The organism is Actinoplanes sp. NPDC051388, from assembly GCF_055586225.1.
On sequence record NZ_JBVJIP010000019.1, the window covers coordinates 13,849 to 39,935 of the forward strand.

General features: G+C 69.8%; 22 protein-coding genes. 11 read left to right on the plus strand and 11 right to left on the minus strand.

The features are described 5' to 3' along the window. The coding region (locus tag ACZ6TI_RS37250; RefSeq protein WP_465349943.1) for an FG-GAP repeat domain-containing protein at window positions 1–297 on the plus strand (297 nt) is incomplete at its 5' end. A 126-nt stretch (window positions 298–423) separates the two neighbouring features. Here the strand turns inward: ACZ6TI_RS37250 and ACZ6TI_RS37255 are convergent. From ACZ6TI_RS37255 to ACZ6TI_RS37270, 4 genes are all read right to left on the minus strand, one after another. Continuing rightward, window positions 424–588 carry a histidine kinase dimerization/phosphoacceptor domain-containing protein gene (locus tag ACZ6TI_RS37255; protein ID WP_465349944.1) on the minus strand — a complete coding sequence of 55 codons (165 nt, stop codon included), beginning with the start codon at window positions 586–588 and terminating at the stop codon, window positions 424–426. Between the two features lie 30 nt (window positions 589–618). Continuing rightward, window positions 619–741 (minus strand): hypothetical protein, encoded by a 123-nt coding sequence (locus ACZ6TI_RS37260; RefSeq protein ID WP_465349945.1) that lies wholly within the window; start codon window positions 739–741, stop codon window positions 619–621. Window positions 742–771: 30 nt separating this feature from the next. Then, a complete protein-coding gene (locus tag ACZ6TI_RS37265) occupies window positions 772–957 on the minus strand; it encodes a hypothetical protein (RefSeq protein WP_465349946.1) in 186 nt (61 codons plus the stop codon). Between the two features lie 141 nt (window positions 958–1,098). Next, window positions 1,099–1,824, minus strand: coding sequence for a FadR/GntR family transcriptional regulator (locus tag ACZ6TI_RS37270; protein ID WP_465349947.1), 726 nt, complete (start codon window positions 1,822–1,824; stop codon window positions 1,099–1,101). A 503-nt stretch (window positions 1,825–2,327) separates the two neighbouring features. Here ACZ6TI_RS37270 and ACZ6TI_RS37275 point away from each other — a divergent pair. The 7 genes from ACZ6TI_RS37275 to ACZ6TI_RS37305 all read left to right on the plus strand — a co-directional run bounded on the left by ACZ6TI_RS37275 (window position 2,328) and on the right by ACZ6TI_RS37305 (window position 9,826). After that, window positions 2,328–3,503 carry an aldose epimerase family protein gene (locus ACZ6TI_RS37275; RefSeq protein ID WP_465349948.1) on the plus strand — a complete coding sequence of 392 codons (1,176 nt, stop codon included), beginning with the start codon at window positions 2,328–2,330 and terminating at the stop codon, window positions 3,501–3,503. An 18-nt stretch (window positions 3,504–3,521) separates the two neighbouring features. Then, the gene (locus ACZ6TI_RS37280) at window positions 3,522–4,646 is read left to right on the plus strand and encodes a substrate-binding domain-containing protein (protein ID WP_465349949.1); all 1,125 of its coding nucleotides are present in this window, start codon (window positions 3,522–3,524) and stop codon (window positions 4,644–4,646) included. A gap of 79 nt (window positions 4,647–4,725) precedes the next feature. Then, window positions 4,726–5,754, plus strand: a complete 1,029-nt coding sequence (locus tag ACZ6TI_RS37285) for an ABC transporter permease (RefSeq protein WP_465349950.1) — start codon at window positions 4,726–4,728, stop codon at window positions 5,752–5,754. Window positions 5,755–5,816: 62 nt separating this feature from the next. Continuing rightward, window positions 5,817–6,539: an ATP-binding cassette domain-containing protein gene (locus ACZ6TI_RS37290; protein ID WP_465349951.1), complete on the plus strand. Its 723-nt coding sequence runs from the start codon at window positions 5,817–5,819 to the stop codon at window positions 6,537–6,539. A gap of 90 nt (window positions 6,540–6,629) precedes the next feature. Beyond that, the gene (locus ACZ6TI_RS37295) at window positions 6,630–7,943 is read left to right on the plus strand and encodes an enolase C-terminal domain-like protein (protein ID WP_465349952.1); all 1,314 of its coding nucleotides are present in this window, start codon (window positions 6,630–6,632) and stop codon (window positions 7,941–7,943) included. A gap of 81 nt (window positions 7,944–8,024) precedes the next feature. Beyond that, window positions 8,025–9,068, plus strand: a complete 1,044-nt coding sequence (locus ACZ6TI_RS37300) for a zinc-dependent alcohol dehydrogenase (RefSeq protein WP_465349953.1) — start codon at window positions 8,025–8,027, stop codon at window positions 9,066–9,068. Beyond that, complete coding sequence (locus tag ACZ6TI_RS37305; RefSeq protein WP_465349954.1) at window positions 9,065–9,826, plus strand: SDR family oxidoreductase; 762 nt, start codon at window positions 9,065–9,067, stop codon at window positions 9,824–9,826. The genes ACZ6TI_RS37300 and ACZ6TI_RS37305 overlap by 4 nt, the downstream gene beginning before the upstream one ends. Window positions 9,827–9,879: 53 nt before the next feature. On the opposite strand, the gene ACZ6TI_RS37310 is transcribed toward ACZ6TI_RS37305, so the two are convergent. Genes ACZ6TI_RS37310 through ACZ6TI_RS37320 form a run of 3 tightly spaced genes read right to left on the minus strand, consistent with a single transcriptional unit; the run spans window position 9,880 to window position 12,867 of the window. Beyond that, window positions 9,880–11,385: a tripartite tricarboxylate transporter permease gene (locus tag ACZ6TI_RS37310; RefSeq protein ID WP_465349955.1), complete on the minus strand. Its 1,506-nt coding sequence runs from the start codon at window positions 11,383–11,385 to the stop codon at window positions 9,880–9,882. Next, the gene (locus ACZ6TI_RS37315) at window positions 11,385–11,843 is read right to left on the minus strand and encodes a tripartite tricarboxylate transporter TctB family protein (RefSeq protein WP_465349956.1); all 459 of its coding nucleotides are present in this window, start codon (window positions 11,841–11,843) and stop codon (window positions 11,385–11,387) included. Before ACZ6TI_RS37315 ends, ACZ6TI_RS37310 begins: the two co-directional genes overlap by 1 nt. 1 nt (window position 11,844) lies before the next feature. Beyond that, on the minus strand, window positions 11,845–12,867 hold the full coding sequence (locus tag ACZ6TI_RS37320; RefSeq protein WP_465349957.1) for a tripartite tricarboxylate transporter substrate-binding protein: 1,023 nt from the start codon (window positions 12,865–12,867) through the stop codon (window positions 11,845–11,847). A gap of 115 nt (window positions 12,868–12,982) precedes the next feature. Between ACZ6TI_RS37320 and ACZ6TI_RS37325 the strand changes: the two genes are divergently transcribed. Together ACZ6TI_RS37325 and ACZ6TI_RS37330 are read left to right on the plus strand one after the other, a co-directional pair. Then, entirely contained in the window at window positions 12,983–13,666 is a 684-nt protein-coding gene (locus ACZ6TI_RS37325) for a response regulator transcription factor (protein ID WP_465349958.1), read from the plus strand. An 18-nt stretch (window positions 13,667–13,684) separates the two neighbouring features. After that, the gene (locus ACZ6TI_RS37330) at window positions 13,685–15,088 is read left to right on the plus strand and encodes a sensor histidine kinase (RefSeq protein ID WP_465349959.1); all 1,404 of its coding nucleotides are present in this window, start codon (window positions 13,685–13,687) and stop codon (window positions 15,086–15,088) included. A 24-nt stretch (window positions 15,089–15,112) separates the two neighbouring features. Here ACZ6TI_RS37330 and ACZ6TI_RS37335 read toward each other — a convergent pair whose 3' ends face one another. Then, entirely contained in the window at window positions 15,113–16,072 is a 960-nt protein-coding gene (locus tag ACZ6TI_RS37335) for a TAXI family TRAP transporter solute-binding subunit (RefSeq protein ID WP_465349960.1), read from the minus strand. Between the two features lie 135 nt (window positions 16,073–16,207). Further along, window positions 16,208–18,724, minus strand: a complete 2,517-nt coding sequence (locus ACZ6TI_RS37340) for a hypothetical protein (protein ID WP_465349961.1) — start codon at window positions 18,722–18,724, stop codon at window positions 16,208–16,210. Window positions 18,725–19,037: 313 nt separating this feature from the next. Here ACZ6TI_RS37340 and ACZ6TI_RS37345 point away from each other — a divergent pair, with 313 nt between their 5' ends. Then, window positions 19,038–19,970: a sulfotransferase domain-containing protein gene (locus ACZ6TI_RS37345; protein ID WP_465349962.1), complete on the plus strand. Its 933-nt coding sequence runs from the start codon at window positions 19,038–19,040 to the stop codon at window positions 19,968–19,970. 217 nt (window positions 19,971–20,187) lie between these two features. Here the strand turns inward: ACZ6TI_RS37345 and ACZ6TI_RS37350 are convergent, their stop codons facing one another. Next, entirely contained in the window at window positions 20,188–20,646 is a 459-nt protein-coding gene (locus tag ACZ6TI_RS37350; RefSeq protein WP_465349963.1) for a hypothetical protein, read from the minus strand. 19 nt (window positions 20,647–20,665) lie between these two features. Further along, on the minus strand, window positions 20,666–25,852 hold the full coding sequence (locus ACZ6TI_RS37355) for an RHS repeat-associated core domain-containing protein (protein WP_465349964.1): 5,187 nt from the start codon (window positions 25,850–25,852) through the stop codon (window positions 20,666–20,668). Window positions 25,853–26,087: the final 235 nt, after the last annotated feature.

The window sequence follows — 26,087 nt, forward strand, 5'->3', positions numbered from 1 at the left end:
CACATCGGCGACGTCAACGGCGACGGACGCGCGGACCTGCTCGCCCAGAACGCCGACGCCGTGTGGGTGAAGCTGTCCACCGGCAGCGGGTTCGGAGCCCCGGTGCAATGGGCCACCGGAGCGTTCGCCGGCTCGGTCGCCAACCACATCGGCGACGTCAACGGCGACGGACGCGCGGACCTGCTCGCCCAGAACGCCGACGCCGTGTGGGTGAAGCTGTCCACCGGCAGCGGGTACGGAACCCCGGTGCAATGGGCCACCGGAGCGTTCGCCGGCTCGGTCGCCAACCACGGATAGCACTGCAACAGCGGCCACCGCGAGACTCGCGGTGGCCGCACCGCACGTCGCTCCCGGCTGGGTCGCCTTATCGAACCCAGATGCCGGTTCAGCTCCGCGGCCGGACCCCGCCATTGCGCTGCTTGATCACCCCAGGAGGCAGCCACCCCCTTCCAGCGCCTCGACAGCGGCGGCCGGGTCAGCGCCGGCGACCACCCGGCCAGCCTGGGCGCGGATCACCATGGCCGAGACGTGGTGGGCCACCGTGTCGTGCAGCTCCCGGGCGAGCCGCTCCCGCTCGCGCGAGCGCATCCGCTCCAGCTGCCGTTCTCGAGCGGTCGCTCAGAACCGCACGGATGCCCCGATCGCCGCGGGCATGAGCAGGAATACGAGGCCCGCGATATTCTCGACGGCCAGGGTGTCGTCCGTCGCGACCGAGAACGCGAACGTAGCCAGGATCACCACGCCCCAGAGCACGAACTCCCGGCCCGATGCTCACCGGGGCAACGCGTATACCAGCACGAGCACTACCAGGCCGGAGTACAGACCCACCGGTTCCCGCGGGGCCGCCAGCACCGTGGCCACCTCAAGCACGATCATCGCGCCGAAGGCCAGCGCGACCATCGCCAGCGGGCGGGTCCGCCGCCCCAGCGGCAGCACGTCCAGCCAGACGCCCAACACCGCCACACCCGGCCGGGGGCGTCGGGCCGGCGCTGTCATCCTCGGGCGACATCTCCTGGATGACCACCATTCGCGCTGCCGTGGCTCCGCGACCGCGGCTTGCTCGCCGGTTCGAGACTTCGTCGTGGCGCGTGGCCGCCGCTAGCCGTGGGCTTCCTCCACATCAGGCTCCGGAGTTGGCACGGTCATGGCTCGCACGGCCCCTTCGACGCCGAGGATGTGCGCGGCCGCCAGCATGCGGGCGCGCTCGCTGTCACGGTCGGCGATCGCCTGGTAGATCATCTGGTGCTCCGCGACCGTGCGGGAGCCGGCCCCGGCGTCGACGCGTCCGCGCCACAACCGGGCGCGCACCGTGTGCCCGGACATGTTCTCGATGAGCGCGGCCAGCACCGGATTCCCGCACCGGGTCGTGATCAGGTTGTGGAACGCCCGGTCGTTGGCCAACAGCCTTTCGTGGTCGATGGCCGGCGACTGGACCATAGCGTGGGCCTGCCTCAGCAGGGTCCGCAGTTCGGCCAGGTCTTCGTCGGTCAGCCGTTCGACAGCCAGGGCCGTGGCCTCCGGTTCGAGTAGCCGGCGGACGTGCAGGAACTGCCGCTCGCCGGCTTCGCCGTGCAGGTCGGCAACGAATCCCATGCCGTCCAGGAGCAGGTCGGGTCGGAGGCTGGTGACGTACGTACCGTCGCCCTGCCTGGTCTGCAGCACCTTCAGCGTGGTGAGCGCCCGGACCGCCTCGCGCAACGTGTTCCGGGAGACGCCGAGGTTGGCGGCCAAATCCTTCTCGACCGGCAGCCTGTCGCCGGGCTGGAGTTCGCCGTCGACAAGCATCTGTTTGATCCGGCCGATCGCCGAGTCGATCGCACCCATGGCTCAGCCTCGTCGCCGAGACAGCGCACCGCGCCGGCCGGGGCCGCCGGAACATCGGAACGCCGCGATCGGCTCGTCAGGCATCCGCGCACTGTATCCGGGCTCCCGTGGCAGCTGGTGCCGCCCGCGGCCGACGACGGCGGGGCGGGACGGCTGAAGCGTGGCCCCGGCTGTGCTGATCCACTGCATGACAGGCTCCAAATCCTCGATTGATCCGATGAATAGTCCCGAACATTCGAGGACAGGTCTATGGGAGTCCTTCCCAGAAAGCAATATTCCTGGACAAAAAGTATTCGTTTAGTTTCGAGCTCGTTACATGTCGCGTCTCATTAGCCTCTAGACATCGGATGAATCCGCCGATAGATTTCCCGCTTACCAGCCGTCACTTGCTCACCAGCCTCGTCCGGCCATGGTGGAGGTTTCCGATGACATCGCTCCACGGGTGATTCCATTTCGCTCCGCTCTGCCAGGTGTCGACGTGGCGCCATCGAGAGGAGAGCCAAATGCACAAGATCTCATTCCGCCGGACCGTGGTCCGGATCGGCGTGTTGACACTGTTGGGCAGCGGCGCCGGCACGTTTGCCGCCTCCCCCTCACACGCCGGTGACCGCGCGACGATCACCAGACAAGCATGGGGCCGGACCGAGGCCGGCGTAGCCGTCGACCGGTACACCCTGACCTCCAACGGCATGCGGGTGCGCATTCTCACGTACGGCGGCATCCTGCAGTCCATCGAGACGCCCGACCGGCGCGGCAAGCCGGCCAACGTGACGCTCGGCTTCGACAACCTTCGCGACTACGAGACGAAAAGCCCGTATTTCGGCTGCATCACCGGCCGGTATGCCAACCGCATCGCGAAGGGGCAGTTCACGCTCGACGGCGTCGGGTACCAGTTGCCGATCAACAACGACCCGAACAGCCTGCACGGCGGCACGGTCGGCTTCGACAAACACGTCTGGCAGGCCACCCCGCTGACCACAAAGGACGGCGTGGCGCTGCGCCTGCGGTTCAGCAGCCCCGACGGTGACCAGGGCTACCCGGGTGAGCTCACGGCCACGGTCACCTACACGCTCACCAACAACCGCGCGATCCGGATGGACTACCTGGCCACGACCAGCAAGCCAACAGTCGTGAACCTCACCAACCATGCGTACTTCAACCTGGCCGGCGAGGGATCGGGCTCGATCGACGACCACAAGTTGTTCCTGAACGCGAGCCGGTACACCCCGGTGGACTCGACGCTGATCCCGACCGGGGCGATCGATCAGGTCGCGGGCACCCCGATGGACTTCCGCCACGCCACCGCGATCGGGGCCCGTAACCGCGACGGTTTCCCGCAGCTGGTGATCGGCCGGGGCTACGACCACAACTGGGTGCTCGACAGGCGGGACAACACCTACACCCGTCTCGAGATGGCGGCACGAGCGACCGATCCGACGAGCGGCCGGCAGCTCACCGTCCTCACCACGGAGCCCGGCATTCAGTTCTACGGCGGCAACTTCCTGGACGGCACGCTCATCGGTACCAGCGGCCGGATGTACCGGCAAGGGGACGGCTTCGCATTGGAGACCCAGCACTACCCCGACTCACCCAACCACACGAACTTCCCGTCGACAGTTCTACGACCTGGACAGACCTACCGCACCACCACCGTCTACCAGTTCGGTGTAGCGCGCTGACGCCAAGGAGGGTGCAAGATGCGTGCTGTTGATCCGGCCGTCGCTACGGCGGCCGACAAACTCCGAGGCGGAAGCCTCACCCGGCGGCGACTGCTCGCCGGCACCGGGCTGGTGAGCGCCTCGCTCGCGGCGACCGGGCTCCTCTCCGCCTGTGCCGACGACAAGACGGTCGCCGGCGCCATCGGCAACTTCCCGAAGACGCCGAACTGGAAGTTCGTCTTCGTCAACCACGTCACGACCAACCCCTTCTTCACACCCACGCAGTACGGCGCCGAGGACGCGTGCAAGCTGCTCGGCTGCTCGTATCAGTGGACCGGCTCGGCCAACTCCGTGGTGGCCGAGATGGTCAACGCGACCAACACCGCGATCAGCGGCAAGGCAGACGGTCTTGCGATCGCGGTGGTGGACAAGACTGCGTTCAAGGCACCGGTCGACCAAGCACTCGACGCCGGCATCCCGGTCGTGTCCTACAACGCCGACGGCGCCCGCGACGATGCGGGCACCAACCGGCTGACGTACGTCGGGCAGGGCCTGTACGAGTCCGGGTACGCCCTTGGCCAGCGGGCGTTGACCCAGGTGCAGTCCGGTGAGGTGGTGGGCTTCATCGCCACGCCGGGGCAGCTCAACATCCAGCCCCGGATCGACGGCGCGCAGCAGGCGTTCAAGGACGCCGGCGGCGGGGTCACGTTCACCTCCGTCGCCACCAACGCGGACATCACCAAGGGACTGTCCATCATCGACGCATACGCCCAGGGGCACCCGAACCTGGCCGGCATGCTCGCGGTGGACGCCGGTTCGACCCAGTCGATCGGCCAGATCGTGAAGAAGTACAACCTGCGCAGCAAGGGTCTGAAAGTGGCCGGTGGCTTCGATCTGATCCCGGAGACGCTCGCCTCGATCAAGGCCGGCGACCTGGACTACACCATCGACCAGCAGCCGTACCTGCAGGGCTTCCTGCCGGTGCTCTACCTGTACCTCTACAAGGTCACCGGAGGCCTCATCTCGCCGCCGCAGACCAACACCGGCCTGCTGTTCGTGACGAAGGACAACGTCACCCAGTACCAGAACACCCAGACCCGGTACGAGGGTTCAGCCGACGCCGTGAAACTGGTCGAGCGGTCCGGACCCATCGCCCACGCATGACCGTCGCCCGGCTAACGACACCGACCGGAGTGGATTGATGCACGAAACAGTTCGGAAAGGGGCCGCCGGCGATGCCGGCGTGCCCCCCGCCGGACAGGATGCGCCGGCCGCGGCCGGCGGCCGGCGCATCCTGTCCGTCCTGCGCCAGGCCGGCACCGTACTGGTGCGCTGGCGCGAGGCGAGCGTCCTGATCGTCGCACTCGGCATGGCCCTCTATTTCCGGGCGTCTCACGACGTCTTCCTCAGCCACGACAACCTGCGCAACATCGCGCAGGCGACCGCGCCGACCGCCATCGTCGCGGTGGGCATCGTGCTGCTGCTGGTCAGCGGCGAGATCGACCTGTCCGTCGGGGTGGTCGCCGCACTCGCGCCGTTCCTGGTCCATTACGCGGTCGACCTCTACGGGGTGCCGGTCGTGCCGGCGCTTCTGCTGGCCTTCGGAATCTCAGCCGGCATCGGATTCTGCAACGGCTTCATCGTCACCAAGCTCAAGGTGCCGTCCCTGGTGGCCACGCTCGGCTCGTTCTACCTCCTGCTCGGCGTGCTGCTCACGACGTCGCACGCCTACCCGGCGCAGATTCCCGAACAAGCGCAAGGCCGGATCCAGCAGATTTTCGGTGCGGGCGACTGGGCCTCTCTGACCTGGTGCCTCGCCATCGTCGCGATCTTCCACGTCGTGCTCACCCGCACGCGCTGGGGGCTGCACACCATTTCGGTCGGCGGCAACCCGATCGGTGCCACCGAGGCGGGCATCCGGGTGGACCGTATCAAGATCGGCAACTTCATGATCGCCAGTACGCTCGGCGCGCTCGCCGGGCTCCTCGAGGCATTCCGGATCAACAGCATCGACCCCAACATCGGCGGCGGCACCGCACTGGTCTTCACCGCGATCTCCGCAGCGGTCATCGGCGGCACCGCACTGGCCGGCGGCTCCGGCACCGTCATCGGCGCGCTCCTCGGCGCACTGATCCTCGCCGAGCTGCAGAACGGCTTCAACCTGATCGGGATCAGCGCCAACCCGTTCCAGTTGATCCTCGGCAGCGCGATCCTCATCTCGATGATCGCGAACCAGTACCTGTCCCGGCTGCGGCGCAGAGGAGGCGCTTGATGACAGCAGACCCCACCATCCCGGACGCCCCCGCCCTGGGCACTGCGCTGCGGGTGGACCACGTGATCAAGCGGTTCGGCGCGCTCACCGCGCTGCGCGATGTCAGCTTGCGCCTGGAGAAAGGCGAGGTACTTGGGCTGATCGGCGACAACGGCGCCGGCAAGTCCACCCTGATCAAGGTCATCTGCGGGTACCACCGCCCGGACGCCGGGCGAATCTTCGTCAGCGGCCAGGAAGTCGTCCTGCGCAGCGTCGACCACGCCCGCTCCCTAGGCATCGACACCGTCTACCAAGGGCTCGCCCTGATCAACGAGCTCAGCGTGTTCCACAACATGTTCCTCAACCGCGAACTGCGCCTCGGGCCGCTGCTCAACAACCGGGCCATGCGCCGCCTGGCCAAGGAGCACCTGGCCGACATGGGCGTGAACATCCCCGACGTCGGGGCCGAAGTCGCGAAACTGTCCGGCGGGCAACGACAGGCCGTGGCAGTCGCCCGAGCGGTCTACTCCGACGCCCGGGTCCTCCTGCTCGACGAACCGCTCGCCGCCATGGGCGCCAAGGAAGGCGCTCTGATCCTCGACCTCATCCGCGACCTCAAAGCCCGCGGTGACGTCTCGGTCATCATCATCGCCCACAACTACGCCCAGGTCCTCGATGTCTGCGACCGCGTCAACCTGCTCCAGCACGGCACCATCACCTTTGACCGGCGCACCGCCGACGTGTCGGTCGAAGAACTGACCGAGCTGGTGGTCGCCGAATACCGCAGCCGCCGCAATCGCCGTTGACACCCGCTGGAGGCTCAACCGGCCGACGGCCGGTTCGGTCACCCCGGCCGCAGACAGCAAGCTGTTCGCCGCAACATAGGAGTAGTCGCCATGCCCTCTTCCGCCCGCATCGTCGCCATGGATGTCCTGGACGTGCGCTTTCCCACGTCCGAGCACCTCGACGGCTCCGATGCGATGAACCCCGAGCCCGACTACTCCGCCGCCTATGTCCAACTGCGCACGGACGCCGACGACGGCCACGAGGGCCACGCCCTCGCCTTCACCACCGGCCGCGGCAATGACGTCCAGGCCAACGCCATCGCCGCCCTGGCCCGGTACGTGGTGGGGCGCGGGGTAGACGAGGTGTGCGGCGATCTCGGCGGCTTTGCCCGGTCACTCGTCCACGATCCGCAATTGCGCTGGCTCGGCCCGGAGAAGGGGGTCATCCACATGGCCACCGGAGCGGTCGTCAACGCCGCCTGGGACCTTGCCGCCAAGCGGGCCGGCAAGCCGGTGTGGCGGTTCCTGGGCGACATGTCGCCCGAACAGATCGTGGCCCAGGTCGACTTCCGCTGGCTCAGCGACGCGCTCACCCCCGGCGACGCGCTGGACATCCTGCGCCGGGCGCGATCCGGTCGCGACAAGCGCATCGCCCTGTTGCTGGAGCGTGGCTATCCCGCGTACACGACCACACCGGGCTGGCTCGGCTACTCCGACGAAAAGCTCGCCCGGCTGGCGCGCGAGGCCGTCGCCGACGGCTTCGGCCAGATCAAGCTGAAGGTCGGCGCCTCCCTCGAGGATGATGTCCGGCGCATGAGGACCGCGCGGGAGGCGGTCGGCGACGGCGTTCGCATCGCGGTGGACGCCAACCAGCGTTGGGACGTGCGGCCGGCCATCGACTGGATGCGGCGGCTGGCCCCGTACGACCCGTACTGGATCGAGGAACCGACCTCGCCCGACGACATCCTCGGCCACGCCGCCGTGCGCCGAGCGGTGCGGCCGATCAAGGTGGCTACCGGCGAGCACGTCGCCAACCGGGTCGTGTTCAAGCAGCTGCTGCAGGCCGACTCGGTGGACATCGTCCAGATCGACGCGGCCCGGGTCGGCGGGATCAACGAGAACATCGCGATCCTTTTGCTAGCCGCGAAGTTCGGGGTGCCGGTCTGTCCGCACGCCGGCGGCGTCGGGCTTTGTGAAATGGTCCAGCACCTGGCGATGTTCGATTTCGTCGCGGTCTCCGCGACGATGCAGGACCGGGTCATCGAGTACGTCGATCACTTGCACGAACACTTCCTCGATCCGGTACGCGTCGTCAACGGCCGGTACGTCGCACCCGCCGCGCCCGGGCTGAGCGCGCAGATGCACCCGGCCTCGCTCAAGGAGTACGCCTACCCCGACGGACCGATCTGGGCTGACCGTGCCTGACGTCCCGCTGTCCCTGGTCGACGCGCGAACCTACGCGAATCTCCTGCTGACCATCGGCCTACGTGACGAAGGGACCCTGCCATGACGACCGAACTCGCCGTCCGCTACACCGCAACCAGGACACTGGAGACCGGACCGGTCACCACCTCACCGCCGGGGCCCGGAGAAGTGGAGATCGCCCCCGCGTTCGTCGGTATCTGCGGCACCGACCTGCACATTTTCCACGGGAGCATGGATGCCCGCGTCCAGACGCCCGCCGTCCTCGGCCACGAGATGTCCGGCCGGATCACCCGAGTCGGGCCGGGCGTGGCTGAGTGGCATTCCGGGCAGGAGGTGACGGTCATGCCGCTGCGGTGGGACGGTGACTGCCCGGCCTGCGTGGCCGGCCACCAGCACATCTGTCACCGGTTGAACTTCATCGGCATCGACTCGCCCGGCGCCATGCAACAGCGCTGGACGGTGCCCGCCTCGACACTTGTGCGCCTGCCCGCCACGCTCGCACTGGACCGGGCGGCGCTGGTCGAGCCGACCGCCGTGGCCGTACACGACGTGGGCCGCGCGGCCGTGCAAGCCGGTGAGCGGGTCGTGGTGATCGGCGGCGGACCGATCGGCGTCCTGATCGGGCTGGTCGCGCGATCTCGCGGTGCCGATGTCCGCCTCGCCGAGCTCAGCGACTACCGCAGGGCAGTGGCCGGAGCGATGGGCCTGTCCACGTGGAACCCCGCCACCGACGACGTCGCCGGCCTGGCCGACAAGTGGACCGGCGGCGCGGGCGCCGACGTCAGCTTCGAGGTGTCCGGGGCGGTCAGGGGCGTCGCGGCCGCCGTCGACGTTCTCGGCGTACGCGGCCGGCTCTGCCTGGTGGCCATCCACCCGCAACCCCGCTCGGTGAACCTGCACCGCTTCTTCTGGCGGGAGCTCACTCTGGTGGGAGCGCGCCTGTACGACCGCGCGGACTTCGAGCGGGCCGTGGAACTCGTGGCGGACGGGACCGTGCCGGCCGACCTGCTGATCAGCAAGGTGGTTCCGCTCGCCGAGGCGGCGTCGGCGTTCCACGCTCTGGAGACGGGCCGGGATGTCATGAAGGTCCTGATCGACTGCGCACGGGATGGAGCCGGCTCGTGAACCCCTTCGATCTGAGCGGAAGGCTGGCCGTGGTGACGGGGGCCCGGCGCGGCATCGGCCGTGCCATGGCACACGCTCTGGCCGTGGCGGGCGCCGACGTCATCGGCGTAAGTGTGAACCTCGAGGCGGCCGGCAGCGAGGTGGAGAAGGACGTCACCGCCGCCGGCCGGTCGTTCGAGGCGATCCGCGCCGACCTCGCCGTACCTGCCGCCGTCCATGACCTGGGTGCGGACCTGGCCCGGCGCGAGCGTCCGGTGGACATCTTGGTCAACAACGCGGGCACGATCCGCCGGGCGCCGGCCGAGAAGCACAGCGACCCGGACTGGGACCTGGTGCTCCAGGTCAACCTCACCGCGCAGTTCGTCCTGGCCCGGGCGCTGGGTGGCGCCATGGTCGCCCGCGGGCATGGAAAGATCATCTTTACCGCGTCGCTGCTGAGCTTTCAGGGCGGCATCACCGTGCCGGGTTACACCGCCGCCAAGCACGGCGTCGCGGGCCTCACCAAGGCGTTGGCCAATGAGTGGGCGCCGAGGGGGGTCAACGTCAACGCGATCGCTCCGGGCTACATCGCCACCGACAACAACCAGGCCCTGCGCGACGACCCCGTCCGGGCCGCTGCCATCCTGGATCGGATACCCGCAGGCCGGTGGGGCGCCGCCACCGATATCGCCGGGGCGACCGTCTTCCTCGCCTCCGACGCGGCGGCGTACGTCCACGGCACCGTCCTGGCGGTCGACGGCGGATGGCTGGGCCGGTGACCGCCGGGGCAAGCTGGTGCGGGCACCCGAATTCCTGACGGACGCCCACTTCCTTACTCGTCCTCGGCAAAGACCACTTCACGGCGCCTGCGGATCGTCGGGAGGACGGTGATGACAAGTGCTGCCACGGCCAGGGCGAGCAGCGCCGCTGAGATCGGTCGGGTCAGGAAGACCGTGGCGTCGCCGCGAGAGATGATGAGAGCACGTCGCAAATTCTCCTCGAGCAAGGGTCCGAGGACGAAGCCGAGCAGCAGGGGCGCCGGCTCGCAGCCGCACTTGATCAGGATGTACCCGAGGATCCCGAAGAACGCGATGGCGTAGACGTCGAACGCGTTGAAGCCCAGGGAGTACGTGCCGATCGCGGCGAACAGGATGATCATCGGGAACAGCACCTCGTACGGGATGCGCAGCATGCGCACCCAAATGCCGATCAACGGCAAATTCAGCAGTACGAGCAGCACGTTGCCGATCCACATGGAGGCGATCAGCCCCCAGAAGAGCGCCGGTTCGTCGGTGATCACGTTCGGGCCGGGCGTGATGCCGTGCACGATGAACGCGCCCACCATCAGTGCCATCACCGGGTGGGCGGGCAGGCCCAGGGTGAGCAGCGGGATGAACGACGTCTGTGCGGCGGCGTTGTTCGCCGACTCGGGGCCGGCGACGCCCTCGATCGCGCCGTGCCCGAACTCCTGCTGCCGCTTCGAGATTCGCTTCTCGACCGCGTACGAGGTGAACGAAGCCAGCACATGTCCGCCTCCGGGCAGTACACCGAGTGCGGCGCCGAGGCCGGTGCCCCGCACGATCGGACCGACGATCCGGCGCCGGTCATCCGCTGTCGGCCACAGGTTCTTCACCTTGCTGACGATGGCCGTGCGGGTCTGGTCGCTTTCCAGGTTGCGCAGGATCTCGGCCACCCCGAACATGCCGACGGCGACCGACACGAAGTCGATGCCGCCGTAGAGTTCGCGCTGGCCGAATACGAACCGGGGCGTACCGGTGTAGATGTCCTGACCGACGGCGCCGAACAGGATGCCGAGCGCGATCATCGCCAACGCCTTGATCGCCGAGCCGCGCGCCAGCGCGATCGACACGATCAGGCCGAACAGCACCAGCGAGAAATAGTCCGCCGGGCCGAACTGCAACGCGACGCGGGCCAATGGTGGGGCTGCGACGGCCAGCACGACGGTGGCCACCGTACCGGCGATGAACGACCCGATCGCGGCGGCGGCCAGCGCCGGGCCGGCGCGGCCCTGCCGAGCCATTTCGTGGCCGTCCAGGGCGGTGACCGCTGCCGACGACTCGCCGGGCAGGTTGATCAGGATGGCGGTCGTCGAGCCGCCGTACTGGGCGCCGTAATAGATGCCGGCCAGCATGATCAGCGCGGTGACCGGTTCGAAGCTGAACGTGATGGGCAGCAGCATCGCCACCGTCGCCGTCGGCCCGATACCGGGCAGCACACCGACCGCCGTCCCGAGCAGCACCCCGAAGAAGCAGTAGAGGACGTTCTGGACCATGAGAGCGGTCGAGAAGCCCAGGATGAGGTTGTCGAGAAGGTCCATCAGCGCAGCCACGTGCCGAACAGCGGGATCCGCAACTGGAGTCCCACGACGAAGATGAGCGTGGCGGCCACCGTCAGGCCGGCGGCCACGGCCACCGCCGTGAGCAGCCGGATGCGCGGGCTGGCCAGGGTGGTGAGCAGCGCGGTCACTGCCGATGCCGGTACGAAACCGAGGCGCCGTACGGTGAATCCGAAGACCAGGATGGCGAGCAGAATGACGGTGAGCGCGCGCCACGGGACCGACCCGAACGATGGCACCTCACCGGCGATGAGCCCCTTGGCGACGATCGCCAGGCCCAGCACGGCCATGATGACGCCGACCAGCAGCGGGAAGAACCCGGGGCCCATCCGCAGCAGGGTGCCCATCTCATAGCCGAGCGACCCCACCACGAATGCGCCACCGATCAGGACGAAGATTCCCCCGGCGAGGACGTCCGGGACAGACCGGCGGCGCTCCACCTCAGGAGACCTTGACCCCGGCGTCGGCGATGACCTTGGCCCAGGTGCCGAGCTGCTCTTCCAGCTTGGCCCGGTGGGCCTGCGGAGTGGCGTCCTCGGCCGGGACCGGCGCGGTGCCGAGCTTGGCCATCTGGTCGACGACACCTTGATCGGCCAGTGCCGCCTTCAACGCCGCGGACAGCTTCTCGACGACGTCCGGCGGCGTGCCCTTCGGGACGTAGAGACCGTGCCACACACTCACCGCCAGCTGAGGAAGCCCGGCCTCGGTCGTGGTGGGCAGGTCGGGCAGGCTCTTCACCCGCTCCGGTGTGGTGACCGCGTACGCCTTCACCTCGCCCGCCGCGATCTGGCCGCTGGTGTTGGTCGTCTGGTCGCACATGAAGTCGACCTGGCCGCCGACGAGGTCGGTCAGCGCGGGCCCGGTGCCCTCGTACGGAACCTCCTGAAGTTTGACGCCGGCGGCGGTCTGGAACAGCAGGCCGCACAGGTGGGATGCGGCGCCGATGCCGGCGTTCGCCATCGTTACCTTGTCGGCGTTCGCCTTCACGTAGGTCACGAGATCCTGCAGCGTCGCGGGCCCGAAGTCCTTGCGCGCGACGATCGTCATCGGCACCTCGGTGACGAGCCCGACCATCTCGAAGTCCTCGAGTGGCTTGTAGTCCAGGTTCTTGTACAGGGCGGGCGCCGTGGACATGCCGATGTGGTGCATGAGCACGGTGTATCCGTCGGCTTCGGCCCGCGCGACCTCCCCGGCGGCCACCGTGCCGCCCGCGCCCTCCACGTTCTGCACCACAATCTTTCCGCCGAGTTCCTTCGCCATCGGTTCGGAGATCATCCGGGTGACGGTGTCCGTGGGGCCGCCGGCGCTGAACGGCACGACGAATGTGACGTTCTGGTCCGGGTAGCCGCCCGCGTCGCCGCCTCCCTCGCTGCCGCCGTCGCCGGAGCAGGCGGCGCCGAGTGAAACGGCGGTGATCGCGGCGATCACCTGCGCGGCGACCCGATGTCTGCTGGTCGTGGACATGTCGCGACCTCCTCGTCAGCGTCGATGCATGCGCCGCTTCAGTCTCGGCCGAGGGGGATGCGCATGGTGTCAGAGAAATCCCAAGAACTCGATGCGAGCCGTAGAATTCGCCGGTATGCGGATCACCGTCATCGAGGACGACGACCGCGTGGCGCGGGGTTTGATCACCGTCCTGACCCAAGCAGGGTTCGAGGTGCATCGCGTGGCCACCGCGGCGGAGGCCGTCTGTGCCGGGCCGTCCGAGGTGGTCCTCGTGGACCTGGGCCTGCCCGACGGCGACGGCCTCGACGTGATCCGCAAGCTGCGTGACCGCCCGGAGACCGCCGTCATCGCCGTCACCGCGCGATCCGAGGAGCACGAACGGGTCCGTGGCCTGCGCGCCGGCGCCGACGACTACATCGTGAAACCATTCGGCGTGCCCGAGTTGCTGGCCCGCATCGACGCCGTCCTGCGGCGTACCCGGACGGCCCGTGCCGTGAGCAACCCGGACGAGCCGCTCGTGCTCGGCTCGATGCGGATCGGTGTCGGAATCCGGGAGGTCACCGTCGACGGCACGCCCGTCACGCTCACCCGCAAGGAGTTCGAGCTGCTCCTACTACTGGCCCGGCGAGCGCCCAACGTGGTCAACCGCGACGTCATCCTCGACCAGGTCTGGGGTGCGACCTGGGAGGCCTCGAGCCGCACCCTGGACACCCACATCGCGGCGCTGCGGCACAAGCTCGGGCCGGACGTCCTCATCCGCACGATCCACGGGGTTGGCTATCGGCTCCTGGCCGACCAGCCGGAGCTGATCGGCTGACCCGCCGTGCACCGTCGCATGCTCGTCGTCCTGGTGCCCCTGGCGGTGCTGCTCGTCGCCGCGCTCGGGGCTCCATTGAGCATCACCGTGGCCGAGCGGGAGATGCAGGAGGTGTACGTCGACCGGCTCAACGACGTCAGCCGGTTCGCGTCGCTGGCCGAGACCGCGTTGTCCACCGGGCGGACCGAGGCGCTCGACCAGGAGCTGACCCGCTACCACGAGCTGTACGGCATCCCGGTCGGGGTCATCGACACGTCGGGCACGGTGTTGCTCGGACCGGCCGGTGCGTACCAGAAGGCGGCTCGGTCCGAGCCGGACCTGCCGCGGATCGTCACCGCGGCGCTGGCCGGAGCGAGGTCCGAGCCGTCCGCGGAGTGGGCGCCGTGGAACGACTCCGCTCTCGTCGTCGCCGAGCCGGTGGGCCGGGACAGCGAAGTCGTCGGCGCGGTCGTGACGATCTCCGACATGTCGAAGGCACGAGATCGCATCCTCGTGCGGTGGGCGCAGCTTGCCGGTCTCGGGTTGTTGCCGCTGATCGCGCTGATCGCCGTTGCCTGGCCGGTTTCCGCGTGGGTGCTGCGGCCGGTGCGCAAGCTGGACGCGGCGACCGCACGGATCTCCGAGGGCGACCTCACGATCCGCGCCGGTGCCGAAGCCGGCCCGGCCGAGCTGCGTCGGCTGGCCGAATCCTTCAACACCATGATGGACGCGGTCGAGAACGCCGTGCAGCGGCAGCGGGCGTTCGTGGCCGACGCCTCCCACCAGTTGCGCAATCCGCTGACCAGTCTGCGGCTCGCGGTGGAGAGCCTGGACCCGCATCTGCCTCATGCCGGCGACGGCCGGCAGGTGTACGACATCGCCGTCGACGAGCTGAAGGCGATGCAACGGATGCTGAACTCATTGCAGGCCAGCGCCCGGATGGAGAGCATACGGACGGCGTCACCGGTGGATCTGGACGCGGTGCTGGCCACCCGGATGGGCCGGTGGCGAGCGCTGACGGCGACAGCGGGCCAGACGCTCGAGGTCAGCGTGCCACCAGGACTGCGGTTGCTGGAGCCGCCGGGCGGGCTCGGCAGCATCCTGGACGAACTGATCAGCAATGCGCTGCGGCTCTCGGACGCGCAACTGGTCGAGGTGACCGGATCCGCGGCCGGTGACGTGGTCACCATCGCCGTCCGTGACGACGGCAGTGGCCTCGACACATCCGATCGGGCCAAGGCACTACGACGGTTCTGGCGGTCGCCACGGCACCAGAACGTGCCCGGGACCGGTCTGGGACTGGCGATCTGCGCCGACCTCGTGCGTACGGCCGGCGGCGAGCTTCGGCTGGACGACGGACTACGACGGCCGGACGGGTCCGGGCACGGATTCGCCGCGGTGATCACGCTGCCGATCGCCGCGCCGGCGGACTCATCGGTTTGAGGAGCCGGCGTTGTCGAGGTCCGCTCAACGCTTGCGCTCGCGGAACCAGGCCGTCGCGCCCGGGTGCAGCGGGATCGAGGCGGTGGAGATCCCGGTACGCACGTTGATCCGCCAAGCTTCGGGAACAGCGTCGGCGTCGCCGCGGCCGACGGAGGTGATGGTTCCGGTGTGCCCGAAGATCGTGTCCGTGATGGCACGGACAAGGTCGTCCGGCAGATCGTTGCGCACGAGAAGCACATTCGGCACCGCCACGGTGCGCGTGGCCTGGACGCCCGCGTAGGCGGTCGCGGAGATCATGGCCGGCGCGTACGGACCCGGGAACGCCGCGAACAGCGCATCCGCCTGTGCGTCCAACGGAATCAGCCGGATCGGGTGCCGCTGCGCCAGCTCCGTGATGGCGGGTGTGGGGACGCCGGTCAGGGAGAACATCGCGTCGATCTCGCCGGCGCTCAGTGCCGCCGCCGATTCGGCCTGACTGAGAGACCGGCCATCGGGGTTCACCCGTCCGAGCCCCAGAGCCCGCAGCGACGTGAACTCGGTGCCCGAGTCCCTGGCACCCAGGGACACGCGCTTGCCCCCGAGCTCAGCGAAATCGCGGATCGCAGAACCGGCCATGACCACGAGATGCAGGTGACTGTCGTACAGCCGGCAGACCGCCGAGAGCCCCTCCGGCGCGCTGCCGTCGGCCGTGATCACCGCGTCCAGGCTCGACAGTCCGAGGTGTGCATCGCCCGCCCGCAGCATCCTGATGTTGTCGGTGGACGCCCCGCTCGGCACGGTGGTCACCGTGACACCCGGCACCGTTTCGGTGATGTGCTCGGCAAGCGCACCACCGATGCGCCGGTACACCGCCCCCGCCGGTCCGGTGGCCAGGCGCAGGTCGACCCGGTCGACATCGGGCCGCCGGGAACAACCGACGACCAAACCGCCCGCGGCCACGAGCGCCGCCCTCCGGCTGAGCCGGAGATTCAGGTCCAGGACCATCCCCAGATGGTACCGACGCCCGCCGATCCTCCGCGTTGCCAGAGGGTCAGTCGCGGGCGTCCGACGGAAACGCGGGTGAGCTGGTTCACCCAGCCCACCCGCACTCCTATCAATCAGCGTAGTTCGATGCTCGGCTCACTCGCCCGAGCTGCCGCCCCCGTCGCCGCCAGAGCTGCCACCGTCGCCGCCAGAGCTGCTGCTGCCACCGTCGCCGCCAGAGCTGCTGCTACCACCGTCGCCGCCGGAGCTGCTGCTGCCACCGTCGCCGCCAGAGCTGCTGCTGCCACCGTCGCCGCCAGAGCTGGAGCTACCGCCGTCGCCGCCGGACGAACCGCCACCACCAGAGGCATGGCTGCCCGAACCTCCGCCGGAGCTGCTGCTGCCACCGTCACCGCCGGAGCTGCTGCTGCCACCGTCACCGCCGGAGCTGCTGCTACTGCCGCCGTCGCCGGAGCTGCTGGAGCTGCCGCCGTCACCGCTGGAGCTACCGCCGTCACCGGCCGAGCTGCCGCCGTCACCGGCCGAGCTGCCGCCGTCACCGGCCGAGCTGCCGCCGTCTCCGGCCGAACTGCCACCGTCAGAACCACCGTCACTCGCGGAGCCACCACCGCCACTGGCTGAGCTACCACCATCGCCGGCGGAGCTACCACCATCGCTGGCGGAGCTGCTGCCGTCGCTGTCGCTGCTGCTGCCGGTGGCGGCACTTTCGCCACCATCAGCGCTTTCGCCGGTTGAAGCAGAGCTTTCTCCAGCCTCAGAACCGTCACCGTCGGCAGAGCTTTCACCCGCGTCGGAGGTCTCACCCTCCGAGGCCTCCGAGCTCTCACTCTCGGAAGCGGCCGCCTCGGAATCCGCATCCTCGGAAGCGGCGTCCTCAGACCCGACAACCCCTTCGGCGTCGACGTCATCCGCCTGCGCCGAAGTGAACTCCGACGTGAATTGGTCGGCCTCGGCCACCGGAACGTTCAGGTCGGCCGGTGGCAGAGCATCGTTCGGAACGCCCACCGGCGGCGCATCCGCATCGGGCTGATGCAACGTCGGCCCGATGTCACGACCCGCGGCCGCCGCAGCCCCGGTAGCAGGCGACACCTGCCCCTGAGGCGCTTGCCCCTGAGGCGCTTGCCCCTGAGGTGCCTGCCCCTGAGGTGCCTGCCCCTGAGGTGTTTGCCCGGCCGGAGCGTTCTGCCCACCGTTGCTGGGCGCATCACCCTGACCGTTGGCACCACTGCCCTGCCCAGAACCGAGCCCACCAGAGCCGGCACCACTCGCGCCATTGCCACCGGTGTTCCCGCCTTGACCAGAGCCACCGCCACTGCTGCCGCCCGAGCCGGAGCCACTGCTGCCGCCCGAGCCGGAGCCACTGCTGCCCGAGCCGGAGCCACCACCCTGGCTGGAGCCATTGCCGGTGCTGGAGCCGTTACCCGTACCACTGCCCTGCCCCGAACCGCCACCACTACTGCTGCCGCTCGGACCAGATCCACTACCCGTACCGCTGCCCACGCCTCCCGGCCCCGGACCAGGACCCGGGCCGGGCCCAGGACCTGAACCGTTACCCGTGCCAGGACCGGGACCAGGTTGACCACCGGACCCCTGTGGCGGAGTTGCCGCAGGCGGCGCCCCGGCCAACGGATCCGGCCCGGGCTTCTGCGGCTGGGCCGGCGGCGCCTTCTTCGGCGTGTAGGTCGGCCCCGCGCCCACGAAGAAGCTGGGCAGCAACGACTGCACCCATTCGAGCGCGCTGCCCTTGGACGGCTTAGCCGTCTTCGTGGTGGCGCTGGCCGCGCCGGCCAGTCCGTCCACATGGACGCCGTTCTTGTCGACCGAGAAGTTCGCACCCGCGCCGACCTTGGTCTTGCCACCGGCGGCGTTGAGACCGATCGGGCGGGTTCCCTGAATCCGGCCGCTGACCTTGCCGTCCAGGCCGATCCGCAGGGAAAACTGGAAGGTGAAGCCGAGCCAGTCCATTTCAGCCTGGACGGCGACACCCCACCCGGTCGAGGTGGACGGCGGCATCTCGTTGGTGGAGATGCCGACCTTGCTGCCCCAGACGCCGAGCACAGTGTGCGAGCCGGTGTTGGGGTCATAGCTGTACGACGCGCCGAGGCCCCGCGCCACAGTGACCGTGACGGTGGGCAGCGGCGGCGGTGACGCCGTGCCCTGGGACCGGCCGCCGGGGGTGGTCCCGGGCGCGGGCCCGGGGTTGGCGCCGGGCTGCCGGCCACCCGGGGCGTTACCCATGGCCGGGGTCGGCTTGCTTGCGCTGAGCGAGAAGCTCGGCGCCTCGGACATGGCCAGCTCGGACATGGCCAGATCGGTTGCCGTGGCCGAGGTTTCCTCGGTCGTCGACTGCTCCGTGACGGTCGTCGACTTCTCGGTGGCCTTTTCGGCAGCGGCCGGCTTGGCCGTGTCCACTGCGGACACCGCGAGCACGACCTGCGCCGGTTCACCGGCCGTCGACGGCGCTTCGGCGATCGCCAGCGACAGCGCGGTCGTCGTGCCGTCCGGGCGTGTCATGACGAGGTTGCACCCATTACCGGCGCCGACCTGAATGCAGTCGCTCACCGTAGGCGCCGGTTTCGGTTCCCTCTTGGCGTGGGGCAGTTGCCCGGCCTGCGCGGCCGTTCCGGTGCCCACGACGAACGCGAGCACCACCGGCAACCCGACAATGGCCGCGGTCAATCTGACCCGGGCTGGTCGCCCCCTGATCGATCTGTTCAATTTCCCTCCCTGTCCTATTTGCACACTTCATCGAGGAGTGTGAGTGGCAGGGTGGGACCGGTCCATGCCGCATCGGTGCGGCATGGACCTTCAGGTACGCACGTGAAATCCTGCAGTTTCGAGGGGAGGTAGTGCCTGCCCCACCACGGTTGGGCAGCAGGCGGCATGGCTGGCCGGCGACGCCGAAAGTTGCGACGGCCTCACGACGGATGGCCCGCGTTGCCGGGGTCGACGTAGGAAGGAGTGCATGGACACGCCGCGTCGTACCCGCACCTACCGTAGCCATCACCTCGACAGCGAGCGGTGGGATCATGTCACGCTGCGGCCGGGCGACGTCGTCATCTCGACCTCGATGAAGGCGGGTACCACCTGGATGCAACGCATCATGAGCCTGCTGGTCTTCGGCACGGGCCCCTTGCCGGCACCGCTCGTCACGTTGTCTCCGTGGATCGACGCGGCCTTCCTGGGCGACGTGGATGGCGTCGTGGCGAGCATCGAGGCCCAGGAGCACCAGCGGTTCCTGAAGAGCCACTTGCCATTCGACGCTCTGCCGTACGACCCGGCGGTCCGTTACGTGTACGTCGGCCGCGACACGCGGGACGTGTTCATGTCGGCCTTCAACCACTACAGCGCCTACACCGAGTACACCTACTCGCTGCTGGACGCCGCAGGTGGCGCGGCCGGACCGATGCCCCGATGCCCGGCCACCGAACGAGAGCTGTGGGCCGATTGGATGACCCGCAGCCTGTTCGATTGGGAGGCGGACGGCTGGCCGTTCTGGTCTCACCATCACCACGCCGCGACCTTCTGGCCGCATCGGGACCTGTCCAACCTGCTGATGATTCACTACGCCGATCTGCTCGCCGACCTCGAGGCACAGATGCGCCGCGTCGCCGCCTTCACCCACATCGAGGTGGCCGAGGATGCTTGGCCCGAGCTCGTGGCGGCCGCCCGGTTCGACGCCATGAAGCAGGACGCGATCCGCAACGAGGAGTCCGTCAAGCCGCTCTTCTTCGAGGGCGGCGCCCGTCGCTTCTTCTACAAGGGCGCCAACGGACGTTGGCGCCACGTCCTCACCGAGGAAGACCTGGCCCTCTACGAGACAGCAGCCGCTCAGCTCGACCCAGAGCTGCGCTCATGGCTCGAAGCCGATTCAGCGCCACTTGACTCCGGCGTTTGATGCGAGTGGCCCTCGCCCACCCTGATCTTCGAGGCAGGTCCGACTTCGGTCGCGGGCATGGCGGGGATACGGCCGCAGGCCGTTGATCGAGCGGCGAAGATCGGCTTGGTGAACGGATCCCGCGCCAGAAGCGACGCGGTCCCGCTCGCCTCGCCGCCGTCCCTCCCGGAGCGGCCGGACGGCCATGGGCGCCGCGATGGCGTCGGTCGAGATCGAGCTACCAACCGTTGGCGTCGTCGCCGGAGCCACGCAGGACCGCCTCGACGGCGGGCAGGTCGCCGATGCCGGCCTGCACCTCGTACCCGGCCTCCAACGCGGCCAGCAGCGGATCGGTCTCCAACGCGTAGTCGACCGCGCAGCAGATCCGGGCGCGAGCGAAAGCGGCGGAGTATTCCGCAGGGTCTGCCTCGCCCCGGTTCGCCGCGTCCTGCGCGTCCCAGGCGACGTTGTCCAACTCGTCGACGAGGGCGCGCAGGTCCCGCCGGACGGGACCGTCGCCCCACTGCCCGGCTGCCAGTGCCGCCAGAGCCGCGTCGAGGCGGGGATCGGCCACCGGCGCCCGCCGCAGGCCGAGCCGGACCACGGCGACAGCGACCCGGCGCTGCCGGTCCGGGCCGTGGCCAGAGACCTCCCGGACCAGTTCCTCGCTCACGGTGCCCATCCGAACGAACTGCATCAGCGACTCCATGGAAGCGTCATTTCTCGATGGTTGTCAGTGTCTTGGGGCGTCTCGGCCGCGTCGGCGTCTTCGGTGTCTTCGATGGCGGCCTGAGCGGCGAGGCGGCCTGGGCACCGGCCTGTTGGATAGCGGGGGCGCAGGTCGGGCAGATGTTCCGGCCCGCCGCGATCCACTCTGGTGTGATGCCATTCTGCCGCATGTACTCCAGCACGTTCTCCTCCGCGTGCTGTGCCCGGCCACGGGCCAGTTCCTCACCCGGCTTCAGCTCCACCCCACGTCGCAGGTAGCCGCCGTCCTCGCTGGTGCCGACCACCGTGCGGGTCTTGCCCGAGGCGTCCTTGCCCACGCCCACCGCCATCGTCATCCGGCCCCGGCTCCCCTCGGGTACCGAGTTCTGCAGGTCCGTGGCCCGCTTGGCAACTGCCTCCCGCACCGACAGCGGCGGCGCGGACGGCCCGAGGACCGGACCGGACCCACCCGCCGGCGCCACGGCGGCCGGCGCCGCCACGGCCGGCGTGCCGCCGGTGCTCTCGCCGCCGCCGGCGGATCCGTCCGCCTCCATCAGCAGCGCGTTCACCATCGTCACCGAGCCGAAGAGCACATCGGCGATGCCCTCGGCCATCACGGCGAGCGAGCCGGCCGCAACCGGCACGCCCACGGCGGCGCCGCCACCGGTCAGGCTCGCCGCCCCGCCGCCGGCCGCGCCGACGCTCCCGCCGAAGATCTGGCCGACGCCGTAGATGAACTCGCCGGCGCCCCGGAAGAATTCGAAGGTCCGGGTCGGCGCGTAGTGCGACATCACCGGACCCGCGGCGAAACCACCGGGGGCGGCCCCCTGCAGCACACCGACGGTGAATCCGGCGACCGCCTGCCCGACGACCGAGTCCCGGATCCGGTCGCGCAGCGCCTGCGCCTTGTAGTAAAGGGTGGGTCCCGGATTCCGGCCGTCCGTGTCGACGTAGGCGAGCGGGTTGTTCGCGGCGTAGGCGTACGGCTGCACCAGGTCCGCGGCGGACATCGACGGCGTGGTCGCCTCGCCGATCCCGACCGCGGCGCCGACCGTGGTGGCGAGCCCGTCCTGCGGGCTCGGGCCTTCGGCCGCCACGTCGACGATCGCCGGGTCGACCGAGAGGAACCGGCCCAGCAACGGGTCGTAGACCCGGCCATCCATGTCGATCAGTCCGAGTTCCGCGTCATGCCGGTGGCCGGCGAAGCCTCGCTCGCCGGTGCGCTTCCAGTCCGGTTCCAGGTTCACGCCGTACGCGCCGAACTGCTGGCTGTGGTCGGCGGCGCCGCTCGCGTCGGTCTGGTCCAGCGGCGAGCCGAGCTGGTCCGGATGCTCGAACCCGACCCGGCTCAGCACCGGCCTCCCGGCGCTCTCGGTGCGGACCACCTGCGCGACCGTCCGGCCCTCCGCCTGGATGTGGTACCGGTGCTCCACCCCGCCGCCGGCCACGGCCGCGCGCCGCTCGTACAGGTCTGCGACGTAGGTGGTGACCTCGTCCGGGGTCGTCCGCAGCACCCGCTTTTCGGCGGCGCTGTACTCGAACGAGGTGGTCCACTTCCCGGTGTTGGTGCCGGTGACGACCGTGGCCGGCAGGTTCGCCGGGGTGTAGCTGAGCTGCTGATACCCGCCGACCACGTCCGGGCCGGTCCGCTCGGTCTGGTTACCGGCCGCGTCGTACCCGAAGGTGTTTGCTCCGGCCCGGGTGACGGCGTTGGTCAGCGTCCCGTCCGGGGTCCGGTAGCCGTACGTGCCCAGGCCTGCCTGGGCGGTGATGTTGCCGGCCGGGCTGTGGGCGAACGACTCCAGCACGGTGCCGGGTGATCCGGGGTCGTTGCCGGTCAGCCCACGCACCGTCTGCAACCGGTTCACCGTGTCGTAGTTGTAGGCGCGCGACCGCTCCGGGCGGACCCCGTCGCGCACGTACCGCAGATTTCCCACCACGTCGTAGCCGAGGCCGCGCTGCTGCACCGGGTCGGCGTCGGGCAGCGCCGACGTCGTCGTCGCGAGCCGCCCGCTCAGCGGCTGGTACCCCGAGGTCGTCATGATCCCGTTGCCGAGCCGCTCCACGCCGATCCGGTAGCCCTGGTCGTCGTCGACGAAGGACCAGTACGGCCGGCCGGTGGCGGCGTCGCTCACCTCGGCCAGCCGGCCGTGGGCGTCCCAGGACTGCTCGACGGCGAACGCCTGGCCGGCGGCCTCCGGGTAGTCGATGCGGACCACCCGGCCGTACTGGTCGTGGCTGAAGCCGATCCGGTAGGTGCGCCCGTCGATGATCTGGTCGGTGGCGGTCAGCAGGGCCCGATTCGGGCCGGACTTCGGCGGCGGCTCATAGCTGAGCACGGTGCGGTGCCCGTCGGCACCGACCGCCTCCACCAACCGGCCCATGGCGTTGACCTCGGGGCCGTCGTAGCGCCAGGTCGCCGCGCCGCGCGGGTCGGTCCGCCGGACCATCCGGCCGAGTTGGTCGTACTCGTAGCCGGTGCTCACCCCGCGCGGGTCGGCGTGCGTGCGAAGCTGCCCGTACGCGGTCCAGCCGTAGGTGTGCCGGCCGGTGTCGGGCGACTCGATCGCGACATCGCGACCGTAGCGGTCCGACTCGAAGACCGTGGCCGCGCCGGCCGGGTCCACGATCCGGCGCACGACGCCGAACGGGCCGTACTCCAGCTGCGTGGCGGCGCCGTTGGCCGCCACCGAGGCCACTGGCGCGCCGGTGTGGTCGTCGACCCGGACCCCGGTCCGGCCGAGCGGATCGGTGGTCGCGGCGGCCTCGGTCGCGGCGGCTCGGACCGCTTCGGTGAAGGACGCCGCTCCCGGCGCCTCATCCGGCCAGCCGTACCGCTGGGTGGTGACGGCCACCTTGTCCGCGGCGTCGTCGTCCGGGCGGCGCTGGCTGATCATCCGGCCGAGCGCGTCGTAGTCGTACCGGATCACGCCCTGGCTGTTGTCGCCCGGCAGGTGCGGCCGGCTGACCTCGACCGGCCGGTCGGCCCAGTCCAGAACGCTGCTGGTGATCACCGTGGTCGCGGCGTACCCGTCGGTGCGGGTCTCGATGGTCCGGCCGAGCGCGTCCTGGTACTCGGTCGTCCAGCCACCGCCGCCGATCCGGGTCGTGGCGCGCAGCCGGGCCCGGTGGTCGGCGCCGGCCTCGGTGTCGGCGCGGGCGAAGCTGGTGACGGTGTCACCGACGGGTCCGCGCTCGCGGATCTGCCGCCCCAACCCGTCGTACGCCCACCGGGTCACCACGCCGTTCGGGTCGACCTGGACGAGCTGCCGGCCGAGCGCCGGATCGGTCGCCATCGTGACGATGTGGCCCTGCGGGTTCACCACCCGGACCGGGAAGATGTGGGCGTCGTCGTAGCTGGTCTGGGTCCGGCGCGGCGTCTCCCCGGACGCACCGATCTCCTGGGAGATCACGTTGCCGTAGTCGTCGTGGACGATCGACTCGGTCAGCCGGTAGCCGGCGTCGTCGGGTTCCCACATCATGGTCAGCGGCAGGCCCCGGTCGGCGGTGTGGGTGTACGCGGTGGTCCGGCTCTGGGTCATGCCCTGCCGGGTGTGGTTGACGACGTGCCGATCCGGCAGGGTGATCAGCCACCGCGCCAGCCGGTTGGCGCCCCATTCGTAGCTGGTCTCGGTGCGGACCCGTTCCACCTCGACCGCGGCACCGTCGCGCACCACGTCGAGGGCGGTGGTCACGTTCCCGTACGCGTCGTACGTGGCCGACGACTCGGTGGAGCTGACGGTCCGCGAGGTGCCGGTGGCGACCGCCCGCATCGCCACCTGGCCGGCGCCGCGCTCCTGGACCACGAACGGCACTGCAGCGGCGGAGAGCCGCACGGCTTGGATGGTCGGTCCGGTACGCAGGATCCGCTGGGTGGCGACGGGCGCCGTCAGCCCATGTTGGACCGGAGCGGAGCGCACCTCATCGGCGACCAGCCGACCCGCGTACGGATACCAGTGCCGGATCGCCGAGCCCGGCACCGTGTCGAGATGGGTGGTGTTGTCATATTCGCTGGTCGCCGTCTCGATGAGGTCGCTGTTCAGCTCCCCGTACGAGGTGGTGATCCGGCGGCCGAAGCCGAGCGGCCCCCGGCCGTACCAGGCGAGCCGCGCATTCTCGTAGCGGTAGGTCTGCCAGCTGATCCGGCGGTAGGTCTCGCCGGGAACCGGGCCGGTGTCCCGCTCCGCGACCCGGACCAGCATGCTGGAGACCAGCGGACCCATCCGGTTCGTGCACGAGCCGTGGCTGGTCTGGCAGCCGGCCGTGCGCCGGTAGACCCGCTGCTGATTGCCGTCGCGAGCCGCGTAGTCGAAGAGCACGCTCTCGCCGAGGCCGTCGCGCACCGAGGTGAGCAGGTTGCCCCGGGAGTGGGCGCCCCACCGGATGGTCAGCCGGTTGGCCTCGTTGCCGTACCCGTCGCGCAGGTCCGCCACGTGGGTGGCGAGGAGCAGGTCACCGCTGCCGTCGCCGTCGACGTCTGCCCGGACCGGCAGGGCGGCCTCCGCGAGGTTCCAGGTGCCGACCAGGGTGGGGCTGAAGCTGGACCGCTCCCGCACCCGGTGCGCCACCCAGCGGATCTGTGCCGGGCTGCGCGGATCGCCCACCGGCAGCAGCACGTCGTCGCGGCCATCGTTGTCGTAGTCGAGGAACTGGGCCCGGGCGAAGCCGTACGGGCTGACCCGGTACCAGTCCCAGGCCGGATCGCCGACCAGTGCCGGCGAGTCGCCGCCGAAGCCCCGACCGGTGTTGATGTGCAGTCGCACCGGATTGGCCCGGGTGCCGTCGTACCGGATGATGTCGTCGAGGCCGTCGCCGTTGGCGTCCAGCACCCGCAGCTGCCACTTGCGGGCGTACGTGGTGACCGTGGCGATCGTGTCGCCGTCGTTGTCGGCGGGATCGCCGTTGGTCAGGTCTCCGGTCCAGTACGGGGTGATGTCGAAGACGTCCGCCGGCCCAGGCTCCGCCCGCCCGTCGATGTACTCCTCGAAAGCCAGGCCGGTGTCGAGCCAGCGGGCGCCCGACGGGTCGATCGACAGCGCCTTCCAGGTCTGGTTCCAGATCCAGGTGTCCGGATCCGGCGAAGAGCCGAACGTCCACTCCCGCTTGAGCGCGTTGACCACACCGTCGCCGTCGACGTCGATGAAGAGCGGCGCCTCACACGGCAGCGGCCCCCCGCCGCCCTCGATGTTGGTCATCGGCGTGTCGCCCAAGTGGCCGATGTTCGGCAGCGTCCGTCCGGCCCCGAAGCCCGCATCCGGGCCCTGGTTGAGGTGCAGCAGCAGCGAGTTCGCCCGGCAGACCAGCAGGTCGGGGAGGGTGTCGCCGTTGAGGTCGGCGAACCAGAACGGGTCGGGCGGGGGGGGGGGGGGGGGGGGGGGGGGGGGGGGGGGGGGGGGGGGGGGGGGGGAGGGGGGGGGAAGGGGGGTTTCT

Excerpts from the sequence above, each read along its gene's own strand:
- ACZ6TI_RS37275 (WP_465349948.1), top strand. The coding sequence starts at position 2,328 with ATGCACAAGATCTCATTCCGCCGGACCGTGGTCCGGATCGGCGTGTTG.
- ACZ6TI_RS37310 (WP_465349955.1), bottom strand. The coding sequence starts at position 11,385 with ATGGACCTTCTCGACAACCTCATCCTGGGCTTCTCGACCGCTCTCATG.
- ACZ6TI_RS37300 (WP_465349953.1), top strand. The coding sequence starts at position 8,025 with ATGACGACCGAACTCGCCGTCCGCTACACCGCAACCAGGACACTGGAG.
- ACZ6TI_RS37280 (WP_465349949.1), top strand. The coding sequence starts at position 3,522 with ATGCGTGCTGTTGATCCGGCCGTCGCTACGGCGGCCGACAAACTCCGA.
- ACZ6TI_RS37335 (WP_465349960.1), bottom strand. The coding sequence starts at position 16,072 with ATGGTCCTGGACCTGAATCTCCGGCTCAGCCGGAGGGCGGCGCTCGTG.
- ACZ6TI_RS37345 (WP_465349962.1), top strand. The coding sequence starts at position 19,038 with ATGGACACGCCGCGTCGTACCCGCACCTACCGTAGCCATCACCTCGAC.
- ACZ6TI_RS37350 (WP_465349963.1), bottom strand. The coding sequence starts at position 20,646 with ATGCAGTTCGTTCGGATGGGCACCGTGAGCGAGGAACTGGTCCGGGAG.
- ACZ6TI_RS37355 (WP_465349964.1), bottom strand. The coding sequence starts at position 25,852 with ATGACCAACATCGAGGGCGGCGGGGGGCCGCTGCCGTGTGAGGCGCCG.
- ACZ6TI_RS37330 (WP_465349959.1), top strand. The coding sequence starts at position 13,685 with ATGCTCGTCGTCCTGGTGCCCCTGGCGGTGCTGCTCGTCGCCGCGCTC.
- ACZ6TI_RS37320 (WP_465349957.1), bottom strand. The coding sequence starts at position 12,867 with ATGTCCACGACCAGCAGACATCGGGTCGCCGCGCAGGTGATCGCCGCG.
- ACZ6TI_RS37255 (WP_465349944.1), bottom strand. The coding sequence starts at position 588 with ATGCGCTCGCGCGAGCGGGAGCGGCTCGCCCGGGAGCTGCACGACACG.
- ACZ6TI_RS37295 (WP_465349952.1), top strand. The coding sequence starts at position 6,630 with ATGCCCTCTTCCGCCCGCATCGTCGCCATGGATGTCCTGGACGTGCGC.
- ACZ6TI_RS37270 (WP_465349947.1), bottom strand. The coding sequence starts at position 1,824 with ATGGGTGCGATCGACTCGGCGATCGGCCGGATCAAACAGATGCTTGTC.
- ACZ6TI_RS37325 (WP_465349958.1), top strand. The coding sequence starts at position 12,983 with ATGCGGATCACCGTCATCGAGGACGACGACCGCGTGGCGCGGGGTTTG.